The 16,174-nt window shown below is 68.9% G+C and carries 13 protein-coding genes and 2 tRNA genes; 10 read left to right on the top strand and 5 right to left on the bottom strand.

The genetic code is table 11. The annotated features are described in order from the left end of the window. Window positions 1-13: 13 nt before the first annotated feature. Complete coding sequence (locus ACTWQF_RS31410) at window positions 14-1,177, top strand: PP2C family protein-serine/threonine phosphatase (protein ID WP_443283125.1); 1,164 nt, start codon at window positions 14-16, stop codon at window positions 1,175-1,177. 168 nt (window positions 1,178-1,345) lie between these two features. Here the strand turns inward: ACTWQF_RS31410 and ACTWQF_RS31405 are convergent, their stop codons facing one another. Beyond that, window positions 1,346-2,542 (bottom strand): acyltransferase family protein, encoded by a 1,197-nt coding sequence (locus tag ACTWQF_RS31405; RefSeq protein ID WP_443283124.1) that lies wholly within the window; start codon window positions 2,540-2,542, stop codon window positions 1,346-1,348. 622 nt (window positions 2,543-3,164) lie between these two features. Between ACTWQF_RS31405 and ACTWQF_RS31400 the strand changes: the two genes are divergently transcribed. Then, complete coding sequence (locus ACTWQF_RS31400) at window positions 3,165-3,359, top strand: hypothetical protein (protein ID WP_443283123.1); 195 nt, start codon at window positions 3,165-3,167, stop codon at window positions 3,357-3,359. Window positions 3,360-3,524: 165 nt separating this feature from the next. Here the strand turns inward: ACTWQF_RS31400 and ACTWQF_RS31395 are convergent. Then, window positions 3,525-3,595 (bottom strand) — tRNA-Gly (locus ACTWQF_RS31395). A gap of 69 nt (window positions 3,596-3,664) precedes the next feature. Between ACTWQF_RS31395 and ACTWQF_RS31390 the strand changes: the two genes are divergently transcribed. The 5 genes from ACTWQF_RS31390 to clpX all read left to right on the top strand — a co-directional run bounded on the left by ACTWQF_RS31390 (window position 3,665) and on the right by clpX (window position 8,251). Next, a tRNA-Pro gene (locus tag ACTWQF_RS31390) sits at window positions 3,665-3,741 on the top strand. Between the two features lie 101 nt (window positions 3,742-3,842). Further along, on the top strand, window positions 3,843-5,213 hold the full coding sequence (tig, locus tag ACTWQF_RS31385; RefSeq protein ID WP_443283122.1) for a trigger factor: 1,371 nt from the start codon (window positions 3,843-3,845) through the stop codon (window positions 5,211-5,213). Window positions 5,214-5,460: 247 nt separating this feature from the next. After that, a complete protein-coding gene (locus ACTWQF_RS31380; protein ID WP_209238803.1) occupies window positions 5,461-6,066 on the top strand; it encodes an ATP-dependent Clp protease proteolytic subunit in 606 nt (201 codons plus the stop codon). Window positions 6,067-6,136: 70 nt separating this feature from the next. Further along, the gene (locus tag ACTWQF_RS31375; RefSeq protein ID WP_443283121.1) at window positions 6,137-6,796 is read left to right on the top strand and encodes an ATP-dependent Clp protease proteolytic subunit; all 660 of its coding nucleotides are present in this window, start codon (window positions 6,137-6,139) and stop codon (window positions 6,794-6,796) included. Window positions 6,797-6,967: 171 nt separating this feature from the next. After that, entirely contained in the window at window positions 6,968-8,251 is a 1,284-nt protein-coding gene (gene clpX / locus ACTWQF_RS31370; RefSeq protein ID WP_433106620.1) for an ATP-dependent Clp protease ATP-binding subunit ClpX, read from the top strand. Between the two features lie 105 nt (window positions 8,252-8,356). On the opposite strand, the gene ACTWQF_RS31365 is transcribed toward clpX, so the two are convergent. From ACTWQF_RS31365 to ACTWQF_RS31355, 3 genes are all read right to left on the bottom strand, one after another. Further along, window positions 8,357-9,139 (bottom strand): hypothetical protein, encoded by a 783-nt coding sequence (locus tag ACTWQF_RS31365; RefSeq protein ID WP_443283120.1) that lies wholly within the window; start codon window positions 9,137-9,139, stop codon window positions 8,357-8,359. 7 nt (window positions 9,140-9,146) lie between these two features. Next, entirely contained in the window at window positions 9,147-10,046 is a 900-nt protein-coding gene (locus ACTWQF_RS31360) for a hypothetical protein (protein WP_443283119.1), read from the bottom strand. Window positions 10,047-10,303: 257 nt separating this feature from the next. Then, window positions 10,304-11,317, bottom strand: coding sequence for a hypothetical protein (locus ACTWQF_RS31355; protein ID WP_443283118.1), 1,014 nt, complete (start codon window positions 11,315-11,317; stop codon window positions 10,304-10,306). 132 nt (window positions 11,318-11,449) lie between these two features. On the opposite strand from ACTWQF_RS31355, the gene ACTWQF_RS31350 reads away from it, so the two are divergent. From ACTWQF_RS31350 to ACTWQF_RS31340, 3 genes are all read left to right on the top strand, one after another. After that, entirely contained in the window at window positions 11,450-14,083 is a 2,634-nt protein-coding gene (locus tag ACTWQF_RS31350) for a valine--tRNA ligase (RefSeq protein WP_443283117.1), read from the top strand. A 160-nt stretch (window positions 14,084-14,243) separates the two neighbouring features. Beyond that, the gene (folC, locus tag ACTWQF_RS31345) at window positions 14,244-15,803 is read left to right on the top strand and encodes a bifunctional tetrahydrofolate synthase/dihydrofolate synthase (RefSeq protein WP_443283116.1); all 1,560 of its coding nucleotides are present in this window, start codon (window positions 14,244-14,246) and stop codon (window positions 15,801-15,803) included. Next, the gene (locus ACTWQF_RS31340) at window positions 15,804-16,166 is read left to right on the top strand and encodes a DUF4233 domain-containing protein (RefSeq protein WP_443283115.1); all 363 of its coding nucleotides are present in this window, start codon (window positions 15,804-15,806) and stop codon (window positions 16,164-16,166) included. The last annotated feature ends 8 nt before the right edge of the window (window positions 16,167-16,174 follow it).

The following is a 16,174-nucleotide window of genomic DNA, read 5'->3' as shown; positions in this document are numbered from 1 at the left end:
AGGCTCCCTGAACATGGCGGAACGCCGTGCAGGACTCATCGCAGCGACGGCCCGGTCGCACCAGGCGTACAAGGCATGGCACCGGGTCCGTACAAACCTGCGCAAGTCCGCCGTCGACTACTTCAGAGGCGGTGCCTCCGACTGGGTGGCACTGGCCGGCCTCCTGCTCACCGTCCCCACGCTGGCCTGCGCCACCATCCTCAACCCGCTGTGGTTCGCCCCCGAGGCACTCGTGCTGCCGCTGATCGCGGGGGGCCTGCTGCTGCGGCCCGCCAGCCTGCTGGCGCTGTACGCCGCCGCCGCGATCGCCCTCATGGTGGAGTCGCTGCTGCTGAGACCGTGGGAGCTGGCGAACGGCGCGGGAAGCGTCACACCGGGCACCATCCTGGTCGTCGCGGCGGCCGGGCTCTCCGGGCTGCTCATCGCGCAGTTCCGCAGCCGCGTCGGCGTGCCCTGGCGGCGCGGCGGCACCATGCTCTTCGACCTGCGCGAACGCATCAGGGTGCAGAGCAAGTTGCCCAAGCTGCCCGCGGGATGGCATCACGAGATGGCGCTGCGCCCGGCGGGCGGGCAGTCCTTCTCCGGGGACTTCGTCGTCGCGGCGCGCACCGGCCCCGGCCGCCGCACCCTGGAAGTGGTCCTCACCGACGTCTCCGGCAAGGGCATGGACGCCGCCTCCCGGGCACTGCTGCTCTCCGGCGCCTTCGGGGGGCTGCTCGGCTCGCTGCCCCCGCACGCCTTCCTGCCGGCCGCCAACGGCTATCTGCTGCGCCAGTCCTGGGAGGAGGGCTTCGCCACCTCCGTGCACCTGGTCCTCGATCTGGACAGCGGCGACTACGAGTTGCTGTCCGCGGGGCATGTCCCGGCGATGCAGCTCAACGCCGGGTCGGGGAAATGGGAGGAGAAGGCCGCCGAGGGCCCGCTGCTGGGGGTGTACGACGGTGCCGAGTTCGACCCCGTCAAGGGGACGCTGCGGCGCGGCGATGTGCTGATGCTCTTCACCGACGGGCTGGTGGAGACCGCCGACCGCGATCTGACCGAGGGTATGGACCGGCTCACCGGGGAGGCCGACCGCTATGTCGCCTCCAGTTTCCACGGCGCGGCCTGGCACCTGATCGAGTCGGTGGCGCGGGACGTCAACGATGACCGGGCCCTGCTGCTGATCTGCCGCGACTGACAGCAGCGGCAAACCGGGTGGTTCCGGATCACCCGCCGTCCGCACGTTCGAAAGTGCCGCGGAACGGGGGGCGACGAGGGCGGCACAGGAGCAACGAGACAGCCCCCAACGAGGAGGCCCCCTCCCGCAGTTGCGGAAGGGGGCCGGAAGAAGCCCTCGGGGACGGGACTACTTCTTGCGGTGGGCGCCGGGCCTGCCGGATTCCCTCCGGCGGGCCATCGCCCCGGGGTCCCGTTTGAAGAACCAGTCCATCTTCGGCTCGATGATGAACTTGAACATCCGGGTCACCCACGGAGTGCACAGCACCGTCATCATCGCCGCCGCCAGCAGCGTGATGGCGACCCGGCTCAGCGGGTGGTCGACCCAGTCCATCTCGTACCAGTCGAACTGCCGCGAGCTCTGGATGAAGAAGATGTGCAGCAGGTAGGCGTACAGCGTGCCCGCGCCCAGCGGCGTGAACCACATGAGCCGCCGCGGTACCCAGGAGAGGAAGCAGGCCGTCATCACCAGGCCGCAGCCGAACAGTGCGAGGTACATCACCGCGCCCGCCCAGGAGGGGACGTGCATGTCGGCAGCGGCCTTGTCGTGCAAGAACCACGTCTTGGACATCCGGGGCACGGCCCAGTAGGCGAAGACCATCGTGCACAGCGTCACCGGCACCGCGAGGTAGCGCGCCTGCTTCCGCTTGACCAGCTGGAAGTGGTGGGGGCGCAGCTGGAGGCCGAGGACGAAGAACGGCAGGAACTGCGCCACCCGCATCAGGTTCAGGTCGCTGCTGATGGTCGGCGTCACACTTGCGGCGGCGCCGATCGCCAGCGCGACGGGCATCGGCCAGCGCAGGCTCTTCCACAGCGGTGTCGTCAGCCGCCAGAGGAACAGCGCGCACAGGAACCACAGCGCGAACCCGGGCTCCTGGAAGTGGAAGTCACGGTCCGGGTCGTCGTTGGCCCAGCGCATGAAGTACGTGTAGGCGAACTGGATCGCCAGGTAGGGCACGACGACCCCGGTGACCAGCCGCTGCACCTGCTTCGGCTTGCCCTCGAAGCTCCTGGACAGATAGCCGGAGATGATGATGAACGCCGGCATGTGGAACGTGTACAGGACGAAGTAGAGCGCCTCGGCCGTACGGCTGTCGTGGCGCAGCGGATCCCACGTGTGGCCGATCCCGACGAGCACGATCGTCAGGTACTTCGCGTTGTCGAAGAACGGGTCCCGCTGCTGGGCTGCTGGCTTCTTCTGCGCCTTCGCGGGCTGCGACTTCGCAGGTTGCTCCGTGGACACCGGTGGCGTCTGGGAGGGGGACTCCTGGCGGACGGGGGGGAGCGGCGCCCGCTCATAACCAGCGTGCAACATCTGCCGCACCATAGCGGTTGAACATGTGAGCCGTAAATTCTCGCCACGTTCCCCCTTCCCGCCTCCGCGAGCGCTATTCCTCCTGCTTACGGAACGGAGCTGACGGGGCGTGACGCGAATGTTCGGTCTGATGGCCGATGTCCCACCTAAACGTGGCGTATGAGGCCCCTGAGGCGCCTGGTACCGGCCCGTCGCCGCCGCCCCGCAGCGGCTGTGAGCGAGGACACAATTCCCGGCTGAGCCCAGTGATTTCGGGGTGTGCGGGCGATTTCCGGACGCACGAGCCGGGTCGGCACCGGGTGCCGGACTTTATGCACCAGGTGCACCCTCTGTGCGCCGAACCACGCAGCGCATTCGTCACATCGTCAAGCCGGTGTGCATTGTTCAAGCCGAATTGATGGCTTGATTTTCCAGCGCGACCCAAAGGCTTGTCAGGTACGCCGACTACGCCCCAAGTGTCCAGAAGTGTCCGAGTACGGCGGTCAGTATTTGCCCGGCGATGGCGCCGTCGGCCTCTCACCCGGCTCCACCGGCACCGGAGTTGGTGGCACGATGGGGGCGCGCGGGGGTGCGGCCACGGTGGCAGACCCCCAAGGCCGGGTGAGGCGTTCCGACCATGAGGGTGTGAGCAGTTGTGGCCATCTCGCTGTCCGTAGTCGTGCTGTTGGCGGTCATCCTCGTCGTGATGATCCGGAGCAAGTCCATAAAGCCCGGCCCCGCCATCGTCGCTGTACTCTTCGGCTTCTTCCTCGCCTCCACCGGCATGGCCCCGTCCATCAACCGGTTCCTGAACTCGGTCGCGGACACGATCAACCAGATCAGCTTCTAGCAGTCGGCTCACTGCCGACGGATCACTCCAAGGGCCCACCGCCACCCCAGGGCCCCGATGAGCCCTCTCCCGGGCCACCTCCCCGGCGCCCGGTGCTCAGCGTGACCCCCCGCTGACGGAACGACGAAGGCCCGGCCCCCCTCGGGGCCGGGCCTTCGTGCTGCGAGCGGGCGACGGGAATCGAACCCGCGTAGCTGGTTTGGAAGACCAGGGCTCTACCATTGAGCTACGCCCGCGTGAACCGGATCGGCGGCCGGATCGGCACGACCTGCATCCTACGACATGTACTCTACGTGTCGCACCGACGGGGTGTGGCGCAGCTTGGTAGCGCGTCCGCTTTGGGAGCGGAAGGTCGTCGGTTCGAATCCGGCCACCCCGACCACGTACTATGAAAGACGCGCGTGCCTGTGTCGTGTCTGCATGCATACGGGGCGCAGCCAAGAATCAGCAGAACCCCCAATGCCAGCCCCAAGGAGACCGACCGTGAAGAGCGCCGTGGAGACTCTGAACCCCACCCGGGTTCGGCTCACTGTCGAGGTGCCCTTCGAGGAGCTCAAGGACAGCCTCGACGCGGCGTACAAGAAGATCAACCAGCAGGTCACCGTGCCCGGGTTCCGCAAGGGCAAGATCCCTGCGCGCCTGATCGACCAGCGCTTCGGCCGCGGTGCCGTCCTGGAGGAGGCCGTCAACGACGCGCTTCCGAAGCTCTACCAGTCCGCCGTCGAGGAGGGCGAGCTCAATGTGCTCGGCCAGCCCGAGGTGGACATCACCGAGCTGAAGGACAACGAGCTGCTGGCCTTCACCGCCGAGGTGGACGTCCGCCCCGAGATCGAGATCCCGGACTACTCCGGCATCGAGGTCGAGGTCGACGCCGCCGAGGTCTCCGACGAGGATGTCGACGCGGCCGTCGAGCAGCTGCGCGAGCGCTTCGCCTCCACCTCGGTCGTCGAGCGTGCGGCCGCCGAGGGTGACGTCATCAAGGTCGACCTCGAGGCCCGGATCGACGGCGAGGTCCTGGAGGACGGTGTCGCCCAGGGCGTCGACTACACCATCGGCTCCGGCGAGCTGCTCGACGGGATCGACGAGGCCGTCACCGGGCTGGAGGCGGGCGGCACCGCCACCTTCACCTCCGAGCTGAAGGGCGGCTCCGGCGCCGGCCGGGAGGCCGAGGTCTCCGTCACAGTCGAGACCGTCTCCTCCCGCGAACTGCCCGAGCTGGACGACGAGTTCGCCCAGCTGGCCAGCGAGTTCGACACGCTGGAGGAGCTGCGTGAGGACAGCCGCAAGCGGCTGGCCGACCAGAAGAAGCACGAGCAGGCCACCCAGGCCCAGGAGAAGGTGCTCGACGCCCTCCTGGAGCTCGCAGAGGTCCCCGTGCCCGAGAAGCTGCTCGCGGACGAGATCGAGAGCCGTAAGCACAACCTGGTCAACCACCAGCTCGCGCAGCTCGGCCTGGACCTCGGCTCGTACCTGAAGATGCAGGAAAAGAGCGAGGAAGAGTTCGACGCCGAGCTCAAGGAGCAGGCGGAGAAGGGCATCCGTACCCAGTTCGTCCTCGACGAGCTGGTCAACAAGGAGAAGCTCAACGTCAGCCAGGAAGAGCTGACCGAGCACCTGATGCGTCGCGCGCAGTCCTCCGGTATGAGCCCCGACCAGTTCGCGCAGGCCGTCGTCGAGGGCGGCCAGGTGCCGATGCTCGTCGGTGAGGTCGCCCGCGGCAAGGCCCTGGCCACCGTGGTCGAGGCCGTCACCGTCAAGGACACCAACGGCGAGGTCGTCGACCTGAGCGACGAGGACGAGGACGAGGCTGCCGCCGAGGCCGCTGCCGACGACGCCGACAAGGCCGAGAGCTGATCCGGCCCGCCTGACCCGCGAACGGGGGGCGCCGGGGCGCGCGAGTGCACGCCCGGGCGCCCCCCGTTCGGCTGTTGGCCGCGACGTCAGTGGCCGTCCGGGGTACCTGCGCTCACAGCGAAATGCGCTCGGCTCGGGATGGCGGCCGACGACCGGCGCGTTAGGGTCCCCAGTAGACGAAGACCCCAGTGACGGCCAGCTTCGCGTGGCCGTCCGGACACGAGCAGGTGGACACGTGACGCTTCCGATGCCTTCCGCCGCCGGCGAGCCCAACTTCGGTGGTGGCCTCGGCGACCAGGTCTACAACCGGCTGCTCGACGAGCGCATCATTTTCCTCGGCCAGCCGGTGGACGACGATATCGCCAACAAGATCACCGCCCAGCTTCTGCTCCTTGCCGCCGACCCGGACAAGGACATCTTCCTGTACATCAACAGCCCGGGTGGTTCGGTCCAGGCGGGCATGGCGATCTACGACACCATGCAGTACATCAAGAACGATGTCGTCACCATCGCCATGGGCCTGGCCGCCTCCATGGGGCAGTTCCTGCTGACCGCGGGAACGCCCGGCAAGCGGTTCGCGCTGCCGAACGCCGACATCCTCATCCACCAGCCCTCCGCGGGCCTGGCGGGCTCGGCCACCGACATCAAGATCCACGCCGAGCAGCTGCTGCGCACCAAGAAGAGGCTGGCGGAGCTCTCGGCCGCGCACAGCGGTCAGACCGTCGAGCAGTGGACCCGCGACGCGGACCGCGACCGCTGGTTCACCGCCGAGGAGGCGCGCGAGTACGGCCTCATCGACGAGGTCTACGGCAATGCCGCGCAGCTCCCCGGCGGTGGCGGCACGGGCGCGTGAGCCCCGCCACAGCGCCGTACGGCATACGCCCCTACCGCAGCCACCAGCTCATCTCCAGGAGAACCTCCCGATGACCTCACTTCAGACGGGCCCCCGGGCCGAGTTCACCGGCGTCGCGCCCGAGTCCCGCTACGTCGTCCCGCGCTTCGTCGAGCGCACCTCGCAGGGCGTGCGGGAGTACGACCCGTACGCGAAGCTCTTCGAAGAGCGCGTGATCTTCCTCGGCGTGCAGATCGACGACGCCTCGGCCAACGACGTCATGGCGCAGCTGCTGTGCCTGGAGTCGATGGACCCGGACCGGGACATCTCGGTCTACATCAACTCGCCGGGCGGCTCCTTCACGGCGCTGACCGCGATCTACGACACCATGCAGTTCGTCAAGCCCGACATCCAGACGGTCTGCATGGGCCAGGCGGCGTCCGCTGCGGCCGTGCTGCTCGCCGCCGGTACGCCCGGCAAGCGGATGGCGCTGCCCAACGCGCGCATCCTGATCCACCAGCCCTACAGCGAGACGGGGCGCGGTCAGGTCTCCGACCTGGAGATCGCGGCCAACGAGATCCAGCGGATGCGCGAGCAGCTGGAGGAGATGCTGCACAAGCACTCCACCAAGGAGCGCGAGATCATCTCGCATGACATCGAGCGCGACAAGATCCTCACCGCTGAGGAGTCGCTGGAGTACGGCCTGATCGACCAGATCGTCTCCACCCGGAAGACCTCCGTCGGACTCTGACGGGTCGGCGTTCACGACCCGCGCCCCCTTGGCGCGACCCGGACCGGTACTACACGTGTCGGTCGGGTCGTTCCAAGGGGGGCCCATTCCGGCGGCCCGGCAAGGTACCGTCGGAGAGCACGTACCTCGGTCCGTATCCCTGACGGATCCCAGGCGAAGGGGAAGCTCCTCGTGGCACGCATCGGTGATGGCGGCGATCTGCTCAAGTGCTCGTTCTGCGGCAAGAGCCAGAAGCAGGTGAAGAAGCTCATCGCGGGTCCAGGTGTGTACATCTGCGACGAGTGCATCGATCTCTGCAACGAGATCATTGAGGAGGAGCTCGCCGAGTCCTCCGAGGTCCGGTGGGACGAGCTGCCCAAGCCGCGGGAGATCTACGAGTTCCTCGAGGGCTATGTGGTCGGCCAGGAAGCCGCCAAGAAGGCCCTCTCGGTGGCCGTCTACAACCACTACAAGCGGGTGCAGGCGGGCGAGAACGGCCAGGGCCGGGACGACGGCATCGAGTTGTCCAAGTCCAACATCCTGCTGTTGGGCCCCACCGGCTCCGGCAAGACCCTGCTGGCGCAGACGCTCGCCCGGATGCTGAACGTCCCCTTCGCCATCGCGGACGCCACGGCGCTCACCGAGGCGGGCTACGTCGGCGAGGACGTCGAGAACATCCTGCTGAAGCTCATCCAGGCGGCCGACTACGACGTCAAGAAGGCCGAGACCGGGATCATCTATATCGACGAGATCGACAAGGTGGCCCGCAAGAGCGAGAACCCCTCGATCACCCGGGACGTCTCCGGCGAAGGGGTGCAGCAGGCGCTGCTGAAGATCCTGGAGGGCACCACGGCCTCGGTGCCGCCGCAGGGCGGGCGCAAGCACCCGCACCAGGAGTTCATCCAGATCGACACGACGAACGTGCTGTTCATCGTGGGCGGTGCCTTCGCCGGGCTGGAGAAGATCATCGAGTCCCGGGCCGGCGCCAAGGGCATCGGCTTCGGTGCGGACATCCGCTCCAAGCGGGAGATCGAGGCGAGCAACCAGTTCGAGGAGGTGATGCCGGAGGACCTGGTGAAGTTCGGGATGATCCCCGAGTTCATCGGCCGGCTCCCGGTCATCACCTCGGTGCACAACCTCGACCGTGAGGCGCTGCTGCAGATCCTCATGGAGCCCAGGAACGCGCTCGTCAAGCAGTACCAGCGGCTCTTCGAACTCGACGGTGTGGAGCTCGACTTCGACCGTCCGGCCCTGGAGGCCATCGCCGACCAGGCCATCCTGCGCGGCACCGGAGCCCGCGGGCTGCGCGCCATCATGGAGGAGGTCCTCCAGTCGGTGATGTACGAGGTGCCGTCCCGCAAGGACGTCGAGCGCGTCGTGATCACCGAGGAGGTCGTGCACTCCAACGTGAACCCGACCCTGGTGCCGCGCGCCCGCGGCAACGGCGAGCAGCAGCGCCACGAGAAGAGCGCCTGAGCGACCGGCCGGTTCCGGCCGCCCGGCAACGGCGAAGGCCCGCCCCCCTCCCTGAGGAAGGGGCGGGCCTTCGCCGTTCCGGCTGACTGCCGGGGTACTCCGGCGCTACTTCGGCACCGTCACCCTGTCCTTGACGCGCACCGTGACGCCGGCGAACTCCTCCAGATCGATGTTCTTGGGCGTCGTGTTGGCGACGTCGACCTCCAGCACGGTGGCCGCCGTGGAGTTGTCCGCCCAGGCACAGGCGGGCGCGTACACCGAGGTGCTGCCCCGGGTGATCCGCGTCAGCTGGCAGGAGACTTTCACCTCGCCCGAGCCGGGGGTGAACTCCCGGCGCTCCCCGACGACCTCGCCGCTCTGGCTCTGCCGCATGCCGTCCAGCATGTCGTCGCGCATCTCGGACGAAGAGACGTCGATATCGCCGTACGCGCCGGAGATCGCCAGGCCGCCCGCCGTCGGATCGCCCGGCGAGCGGAGGGAGTACGTGGCGACCTTGGCGGTGCCGTTGCTGGGCAACTGGTCCTGCAACTGCCGCTCCTGCGCCTTCACCTGGGCGTTGCCGTCCATGCGGTGGTACTTGCCGTCCTCCAGCGTGGCCGGGAACGCGATCTTCTCGGTGCCCTGCGGCTGGCCGGCCCGTACCAGCGCGGCCAGGGCGAACACCACCACCCCGACCGCCGCCAGGCTGCCCAGCACGATGGCCGTGATGGCGCCTCCGCCCAGTCCGCGGCGGCGCGGCGGGGGAGCGGGCGGCCAGGCGCCGTAGGGGCCGGGAGCGCCGTAACCGGGCCCCGGCGGCGGCCCGTAGGGACCGCCACCGGGACCCGGTGGCTGCTGCCCGTACCCGCCCGCCCCGTAGGGCCCGGGAGATCCGGGAGGCTGACTCATCGTCGGCTCACTTCTCGCTGCGGGCGTCCTCGAAGACCTTCGCGGTCGTCTCGGCGGCCTCGTCGAGGGAGCCGCTGCTCTGGATGGCGACCTGCCCCAGCGTGCTGGAGTCGGCCCATACGCAGTAGGTGATCTTCATCGACCCCGTGGGCGCGGAGAACGCCTGGCACTTCATTGCGTCGCCGTCGAAGCCGGACGGGCTCATCTCCTTGGCCGCGCCGTCCGACTTGGCCATGGAGCCAAGGGACTTGGTCGTCTTGCCGAAGGCGTAGTCGAGCGCCTTCTCCGGGTCGTCGACCTCGCCGTAGGCGCCGCCGAAGTTGAGCTTTTTGGAGGCACCGGCGGAGTAGTTGGCAGAGACCCCCTTCTCGGCGGTCATGCCCGGAATCTTGTCCTCGCTCTTGCCCGTCAGACCCTTCTTGCCGTCAAAGGTCCGATCGGACCCGGGCTCGATCTTGTACTCGCCCGCCACCGTGTCCGGGGTCGTGAGCTTGTACGAGCTCCCGCCGATGACACCGAACATGAACAGGCCGCCGATGATGGCGCCGACGACGACCAGGGCGCCGACGACGATGCCGATCGTCTTGCCCTTGCCCCCGCCACCCTGCGGCGGCATCGGCATCCCCGGGTGCGGCTGACCCGGCATCCCGGGCTGACCGGGCTGGGGCGGCTGAGGCGGCTGGCCCGGCTGTCCGTAGGGGGCCCCGCCCTGCGGCTGACCCTGCTGCGGGTAGCCGTAACCGGGCTGCTGTGGCTGGCCCTGCGGCTGGCCCTGCTGCGGGTACCCGTAGCCCGGCTGCTGCGGCTGGCCCTGAGCGCCACCGTAAGGACCGGGCTGACCCGGCTGCTGCGGCTGCTGTCCGTACGGTCCCTGCTGACCGTACGGTCCTGGCTGGTTCTGGCTCATGGTGGCGCTTTCCCCTCCGTGGATGTGCTTGAACGCTCGGATATCTTGACGGATGCACGACCAGAGCGCCGCACCGGGCGCCGAATCGGAGCCGGCTGGGAACCTAATCGTGAAGAATTCTCGGCAAGTTGTCCGGTTATGTTCCGCAACTTTGCGGGCACTCGGAACGGTCGACGGCGCCCGGCGGAGCTCCGCCGGGCGCCGTCGACCGTCGCCTGTGCTGTGTCGCTGCCCCGCGCACCGCGGGGCGGACGGCGTCACTTGATCGGGACGCGGACGTCCTTCCGGACCTTGGCGGTCGTCTCGCCCGCCTCGGAGACCGAAGTGGACTTACCGCTGAGCACGTCGGCCGAGGACGCTGTCACCACGAAGCCGATGGTGCTGTGGTCGCCCCACATGCAGAACGGCATGGTGAAGCCCTTGATGCCCGAACTGTCACCGGGAGGCGCGGTGTACTTGACCTTCTGGCACTTCATGATCGCGTCGTCACCCAGGCCGCTGGGCTTGACCTCTTGCGGCTCGCCGTCCAGCTCCGCCTTGCCGCCGCCCGAGGTGTCCGGGTCCTCCTTGGCCTCCTTGGCCACCATCAGCAGTGCGGCGTTGACGACTGCCTCCGGGTTCTCGATCTCGCCGTAGACGCCACCGAAGTTGAGCTGCTTGGTGCTCACTCCGGTGCCGCTCTTGTAGCCGGCATTGACGTTCTTCGGGTCCTTGACGCCGAACTGCTCGAACTTCTGCTTGTCGGACTCGCTGAACCCGTTGGAGGAGTTGTTCTCCGAGCCGGGCGTCTTCTCGAACTCGCCGGCGACCGTGGCGGGCGTGATGAGCTTGTACCGCTTGCCGTCGTCGGCGACCGAGGAGCCGCCGCCCTTGCCGCCGCCTCCGCCGCCTCCCTTGTCGTCGTCCCCTCCGGTGAAGAGGACGACGCCGCCTATGACGGCGGCCACGACGACCAGGGCGCCGACCACGATGCCGATGGTCTTGCCCTTGCCGCCGCCGCCCTGCGGAGGCATCGGCGGCCCAGGCTGGCCGTAGGGACCGGGCTGACCCGGCCCGCCCTGCTGCGGATAGCCGTAGCCCTGCTGCGGCGGTCCCGGGGGCTGCTGCGGGGCGCCCTGCTGCGGGTAGCCGTAACCGGGCTGGCCGGGGGCGCCACCGTACGGGCTGGGGCCACCCTGCTGTGGCGGCTGCCCGTACGGGCCCGGCTGCTGGCCGTACGGCCCGGGCTGCCCTGGCTGTTGGCCGTAAGGGCCGGGCTGGTTGTTACTCATGAGCGGCGCTTCCCCTCCGTGAACAAGTAGTCGAATGCGCTCCGCTCATAGTGACGGATAGTTCTGACAAGCGCTGCACCGGTCCTCAAACCGATTCGAGACCGGGACATTGCCGCCCGTACACTGGCGGTCGTGACCGACAACACTCAGCAGAGCCCGGAAACAACCGGGCCGAACAGCGCCATTCCCGCAGATCTGCCGACCCAGTACGCGCCGGCCGAGGTAGAGGGGAAGCTGTACGAGCGCTGGGTAGAACGGGGCTACTTCGAGGCGGACGCCAAGAGCGGCAAGCAGCCGTACACGATCGTCATCCCGCCCCCGAACGTCACAGGATCTCTCCATCTCGGGCACGCTTTCCAGCACACCCTCATGGACGCGCTCACCCGCCGTAAGCGGATGCAGGGCTACGAGGCGCTGTGGCTGCCCGGCATGGACCACGCGGGCATCGCCACGCAGAACAAGGTCGAGCAGCAGCTCGGCGAGGAGGGCAAGTCCCGGCAGGACCTCGGCCGGGAGGCGTTCGTCGAGCGCGTGTGGCAGTGGAAGGAGGAGTACGGCGGCAAGATCCTCGGCCAGATGCGGCGCCTCGGCGACGGCGTTGACTGGTCGCGCCAGCGCTTCACCATGGACGAGGGCCTCTCGCGCGCCGTCCAGACCGTCTTCAAGAAGATGTACGACGACGGGCTGATCTACCGCGCCGAGCGGATCATCAACTGGTGTCCGCGCTGTCTGACCGCCATCTCCGACATCGAGGTGGAGTACCAGGAGGACGACGGCGAGCTGGTCCAGCTCAAGTACGGCGAGGGTGAGGACACCGTCATCGTCGCCACCACCCGTGCCGAGACGATGCTGGGCGACACCGCCGTCGCCGTCCACCCGGACGACGAGCGGTACCAGCACCTGATCGGCAAGCTGATCAAGCTGCCGCTGACCGACCGCTCCATCCCCGTCGTCGCCGACAGCCATGTCGACCCCGAGTTCGGTACCGGACAGGTCAAGGTCACCCCGGCGCACGACCCGAACGACTTCGAGATCGGCCGCCGGCACGGGCTGCCCATGCTCACGGTGATGGACGAGCGCGGTGTCATCACCGCGCACGGCCCCTACCAGGGCCTGGACCGCTTCGAGGCGCGCTCGGCCATCGTGGCCGCGCTGCGCGAGCAGGGCCGCGTCGTCGAGGAGAAGCGCCCCTACATGCACAGCGTCGGGCACTGCTCCCGCTGCAAGACGACCATCGAGCCGCGGCTGTCCATGCAGTGGTGGGTCAAGGTCGCCCCGCTCGCGCAGGCCGCGGGCGCCGCGGTGCGCGACGGCCGCGTCCAGATCAACCCCGCCGACATGTCGTCCCGGTACTTCGACTGGGTCGACAACATGCACGACTGGACGATCTCCCGCCAGCTGTGGTGGGGCCACCGCATCCCCGTCTGGTACGGGCCCGACGGTGAGGTCGTCTGCGTCGGCCCCGACGAGGAGCCGCCCACCGGCGAGGGCTGGCACCAGGACCCGGACGTCCTGGACACCTGGTTCTCCTCCGGGCTGTGGCCGTTCTCCACACTCGGCTGGCCGGACCGGACGCCCGACCTGGAGAAGTTCTACGGCACCGACGTCCTGGTCACCGGCTACGACATCATCTTCTTCTGGGTCGCGAGGATGATGATGTTCGGCATGTACGTGATGGAGGAGCCGCCCTTCCACACCATCGCGCTGACCGGCCTCGTCCGCGACGAGCACGGCAAGAAGATGTCCAAGTCCTTCGGCAACGTCGTCGACCCGCTGGACTGGATGGACGCGTACGGCTCCGACGCGCTCCGCTTCACCCTGGCCTCCGGCGCCAATCCCGGCACCGACGTGCCGATCGGCGAGGACTGGGTCAAGGCGTCCCGCAACTTCGCCAACAAGCTGTGGAACGCCACCCGTTTCGCGCTGATGAACGGTGCCACCGTCGAGGGCCCGCTGCCGGACGCGAGCGAGATGGCGGCCACCGACCGGTGGATCCTCTCCCGGCTGAACGAGGTGCTGGCCGAGGTCGACGGCTACTACGACGACTACCAGTTCGCCAAGCTCTCCGACGCGCTGCGGCACTTCGCCTGGGACGAGGTCTTCGACTGGTACGTCGAGCTGTCCAAGACCACCTTCGCCACGGGGGGCAAGCCCGCCGAGGTCTCCCGCCGTGTGCTGGGCGAGGTCCTGGACGTGACGCTGCGGCTGCTCCACCCGGTCGTCCCGTTCGTCACCGAGACGCTGTGGACGACGCTGACGGGTGGCGAGTCCCTCGTCGTCGCCGCCTGGCCCGAGGACTCCGGGTTCCGCGACGCCGACGCGGAGCGGGAGATCGCCACCGTCCAGCAGGCGGTGACCGAGGTGCGCCGCTTCCGCGCCGACCAGGGCCTCCAGCCGGGCCAGAAGGTCCCGGCCTCGCTGGACCTGGAGGGCACCGCGCTGGTGGCCCACGAGGCCGCCATCCGCCAGCTGCTGCGGCTCCAGCGCGCGGGGGAGGACTTCCAGGCCACGGCCTCGCTGCCGGTCGCGGGCGCGACGGTCAGCCTCGACCTGTCCGGCGCGATCGATGTGGAAGCCGAACGCAAGCGGCTCACCAAGGACTTGGCCGCCGCGGAGAAGGAATTGGCGCAGACCGGGGCAAAGCTCTCCAACGAGGCGTTCCTGGCGAAGGCGCCCGACCATGTGGTGGAGAAGATCCGGGGCCGCCAGGCTGCTGCGGAGGCCGACATCGCGCGGCTGCAGCAGCAGCTGGAGCGGCTTCCCTGACCGAAGCGCCGCCGCTGCGCCCTGTTCCGCGGCTGCCCCGCTTCCCGCCGCGACGCCGGGAAGCGGGCCCGATGTGACCGGCGGTGCCGGACCGGCCCGAGCTGGTTCGGCACCGCCGGTCACGGGAAACCATGCGGAGCTCTTCCGTAGACTGGTCCGCGTGAGCGACGAGCCCCGGCCCGACGAGCCCCAGCCGCACGAACCCGAGCCCCACGAAGGCGAGCCGCACGAGCCGCGGCCCTCCTCCTTCGAGGAGATCGTGGAAGAAGAGACCGACCGCGATCCCGACCTCGCGGTGATCGAGGCGGGCAGCCGCACCCTGCGGGCCCAGGCCGGACCCCCGCAGTCGGACGTGGTGCCGGGCAGGCCCGAGGACCCCGAGGTGGACCGGGCGCTGCGCGGAGTGGAGGAGGAACTGGCCACCCGCTGGGGCGAGACCAAGCTGGACCCCTCGGTGCAGCGCATCGCCGCGCTGGTGGACGTGCTGGGCGAGCCACAGCGCTCCTACCCGTCCATCCACATCACCGGCACCAACGGCAAGACCACCACGGCCCGCATGATCGAGGCGCTGCTCGGCGCCTTCGAGCTGCGCACCGGGCGCTACAGCTCCCCGCACGTCCAGTCGGTCACCGAGCGGATCAGCATCGACGGAGCGCCGGTCTCCGCCGAGCGCTTCATCGAGACGTACGAGGACATCAAGCCGTACGTCGAGTTGGTCGACGCCCAGCAGGACTACCGGCTCTCCTTCTTCGAGGTGCTCACCGGCATGGCGTTCGCCGCCTTCGCGGACGCGCCGGTGGATGTGGCCGTCGTCGAGGTCGGGATGGGCGGCACCTGGGACGCGACCAACGTCATCGACGCGGGCGTCGCCGTCATCACCCCCATCTCCCTCGACCACACCGACCGGCTCGGCGACACGCCCGAGCGGATCGCCCAGGAGAAGGCCGGCATCGTCAAGCCCGACGCCACCGTGGTGCTCGCCCAGCAGCCGGTGGAGGCCGCCTCCGTGGTGCTGAAGAAGGCTGTCGAGGTGGACGCCACGGTCGCCCGCGAGGGCATGGAGTTCGGCGTCGTCTCCCGGCAGTTGGCCGTCGGCGGCCAGCAGCTCACCCTGCGTGGCCTCGGTGGTGAGTACCCGGACATCTTCCTGCCGCTGCACGGCGCCCATATGGCACACAACGCGTGTGTGGCGCTCGCCGCCGTGGAGGCGTTCTTCGGCATCGGCCAGCAGCAGGCCCGCACCCTCGACATCGACGTGGTGCGGCAGGCGTTCGCCTCGGTCTCCTCGCCCGGCCGGCTGGAGCTGGTGCGGAGCAGCCCGTCGGTGCTGCTGGACGCCGCGCACAACCCCGGCGGGGCGCAGGCCACGGCGGAGGCCATCAGCGAGGCGTTCGACTTCAGCCGGCTCATCGGTGTCGTCGCGGCCAGCGCGGGCAAGGACGTGCGCGGTCTGCTGGAGGCGTTCGAGCCGATCTTCGCGGAGATCGTCGTCACCCGGAACTCCAGCCATCGTGCGATGGACGTGGACGAGTTGGCCGCCGTCGCCGTCGAGGTGTTCGGCGACGAGCGGGTCCAGGTGGAGCCCCGGCTGGACGCGGCGCTGGAGGAGGCGGTCACCCTCGCCGAGGAGGAGGGCGAGTACGCGGGGGCCGGGGTGCTGGTCACCGGCTCGGTCATCACGGTCGGCGAGGCCCGGCTGCTGCTGGGAGGGAGGCGCTAGATGCGGACGCTGTGTGCCTCCACGCTGATCGGCGAGTTCTTCGTCATCGGTTTCGCCGGATTGGTCGCAATGCGAACGAGTGACCTTTCGGCGGCCACTGTGTGGACCGTCAGCGGAATCGCGATGGCGCTGTGCGTACTGCTGTGTGGCTTCATCACTCGTCCGGGTGGCGTGCAACTCGGCTGGGCGCTGCAGATCGCCCTGCTCGCCAGCGGGTTCGTGGTCCCGGCGATGTTCTTCCTGGGCGCCTGCTTCGGAGGACTGTGGTGGGCTTCGGTGCACTTCGGCAAGAAGATCGACGAGGCGAAAGCCCACTTCGCGGCCGGAGCCGAACCCGCGGCGGGAGCGGAATCCGCGGGCTGACGCCGGAA

It is taken from the genome of Streptomyces sp. 8N114 (genome assembly GCF_052245835.1).
Lineage (GTDB): Bacteria > Actinomycetota > Actinomycetes > Streptomycetales > Streptomycetaceae > Streptomyces.
This window is presented reverse-complemented; position numbering and strand designations above follow the sequence as displayed.

Bases quoted from the DNA above. Each gene is read 5' to 3' on its own strand.
- ACTWQF_RS31355 (WP_443283118.1), bottom strand. From the start codon at position 11,317: ATGAGTAACAACCAGCCCGGCCCTTACGGCCAACAGCCAGGGCAGCCC.
- ACTWQF_RS31365 (WP_443283120.1), bottom strand. From the start codon at position 9,139: ATGAGTCAGCCTCCCGGATCTCCCGGGCCCTACGGGGCGGGCGGGTAC.
- ACTWQF_RS31360 (WP_443283119.1), bottom strand. From the start codon at position 10,046: ATGAGCCAGAACCAGCCAGGACCGTACGGTCAGCAGGGACCGTACGGA.
- ACTWQF_RS31340 (WP_443283115.1), top strand. From the start codon at position 15,804: ATGCGGACGCTGTGTGCCTCCACGCTGATCGGCGAGTTCTTCGTCATC.
- ACTWQF_RS31405 (WP_443283124.1), bottom strand. From the start codon at position 2,542: ATGGTGCGGCAGATGTTGCACGCTGGTTATGAGCGGGCGCCGCTCCCC.
- ACTWQF_RS31410 (WP_443283125.1), top strand. From the start codon at position 14: ATGGCGGAACGCCGTGCAGGACTCATCGCAGCGACGGCCCGGTCGCAC.
- ACTWQF_RS31375 (WP_443283121.1), top strand. From the start codon at position 6,137: ATGACCTCACTTCAGACGGGCCCCCGGGCCGAGTTCACCGGCGTCGCG.
- ACTWQF_RS31380 (WP_209238803.1), top strand. From the start codon at position 5,461: ATGCCTTCCGCCGCCGGCGAGCCCAACTTCGGTGGTGGCCTCGGCGAC.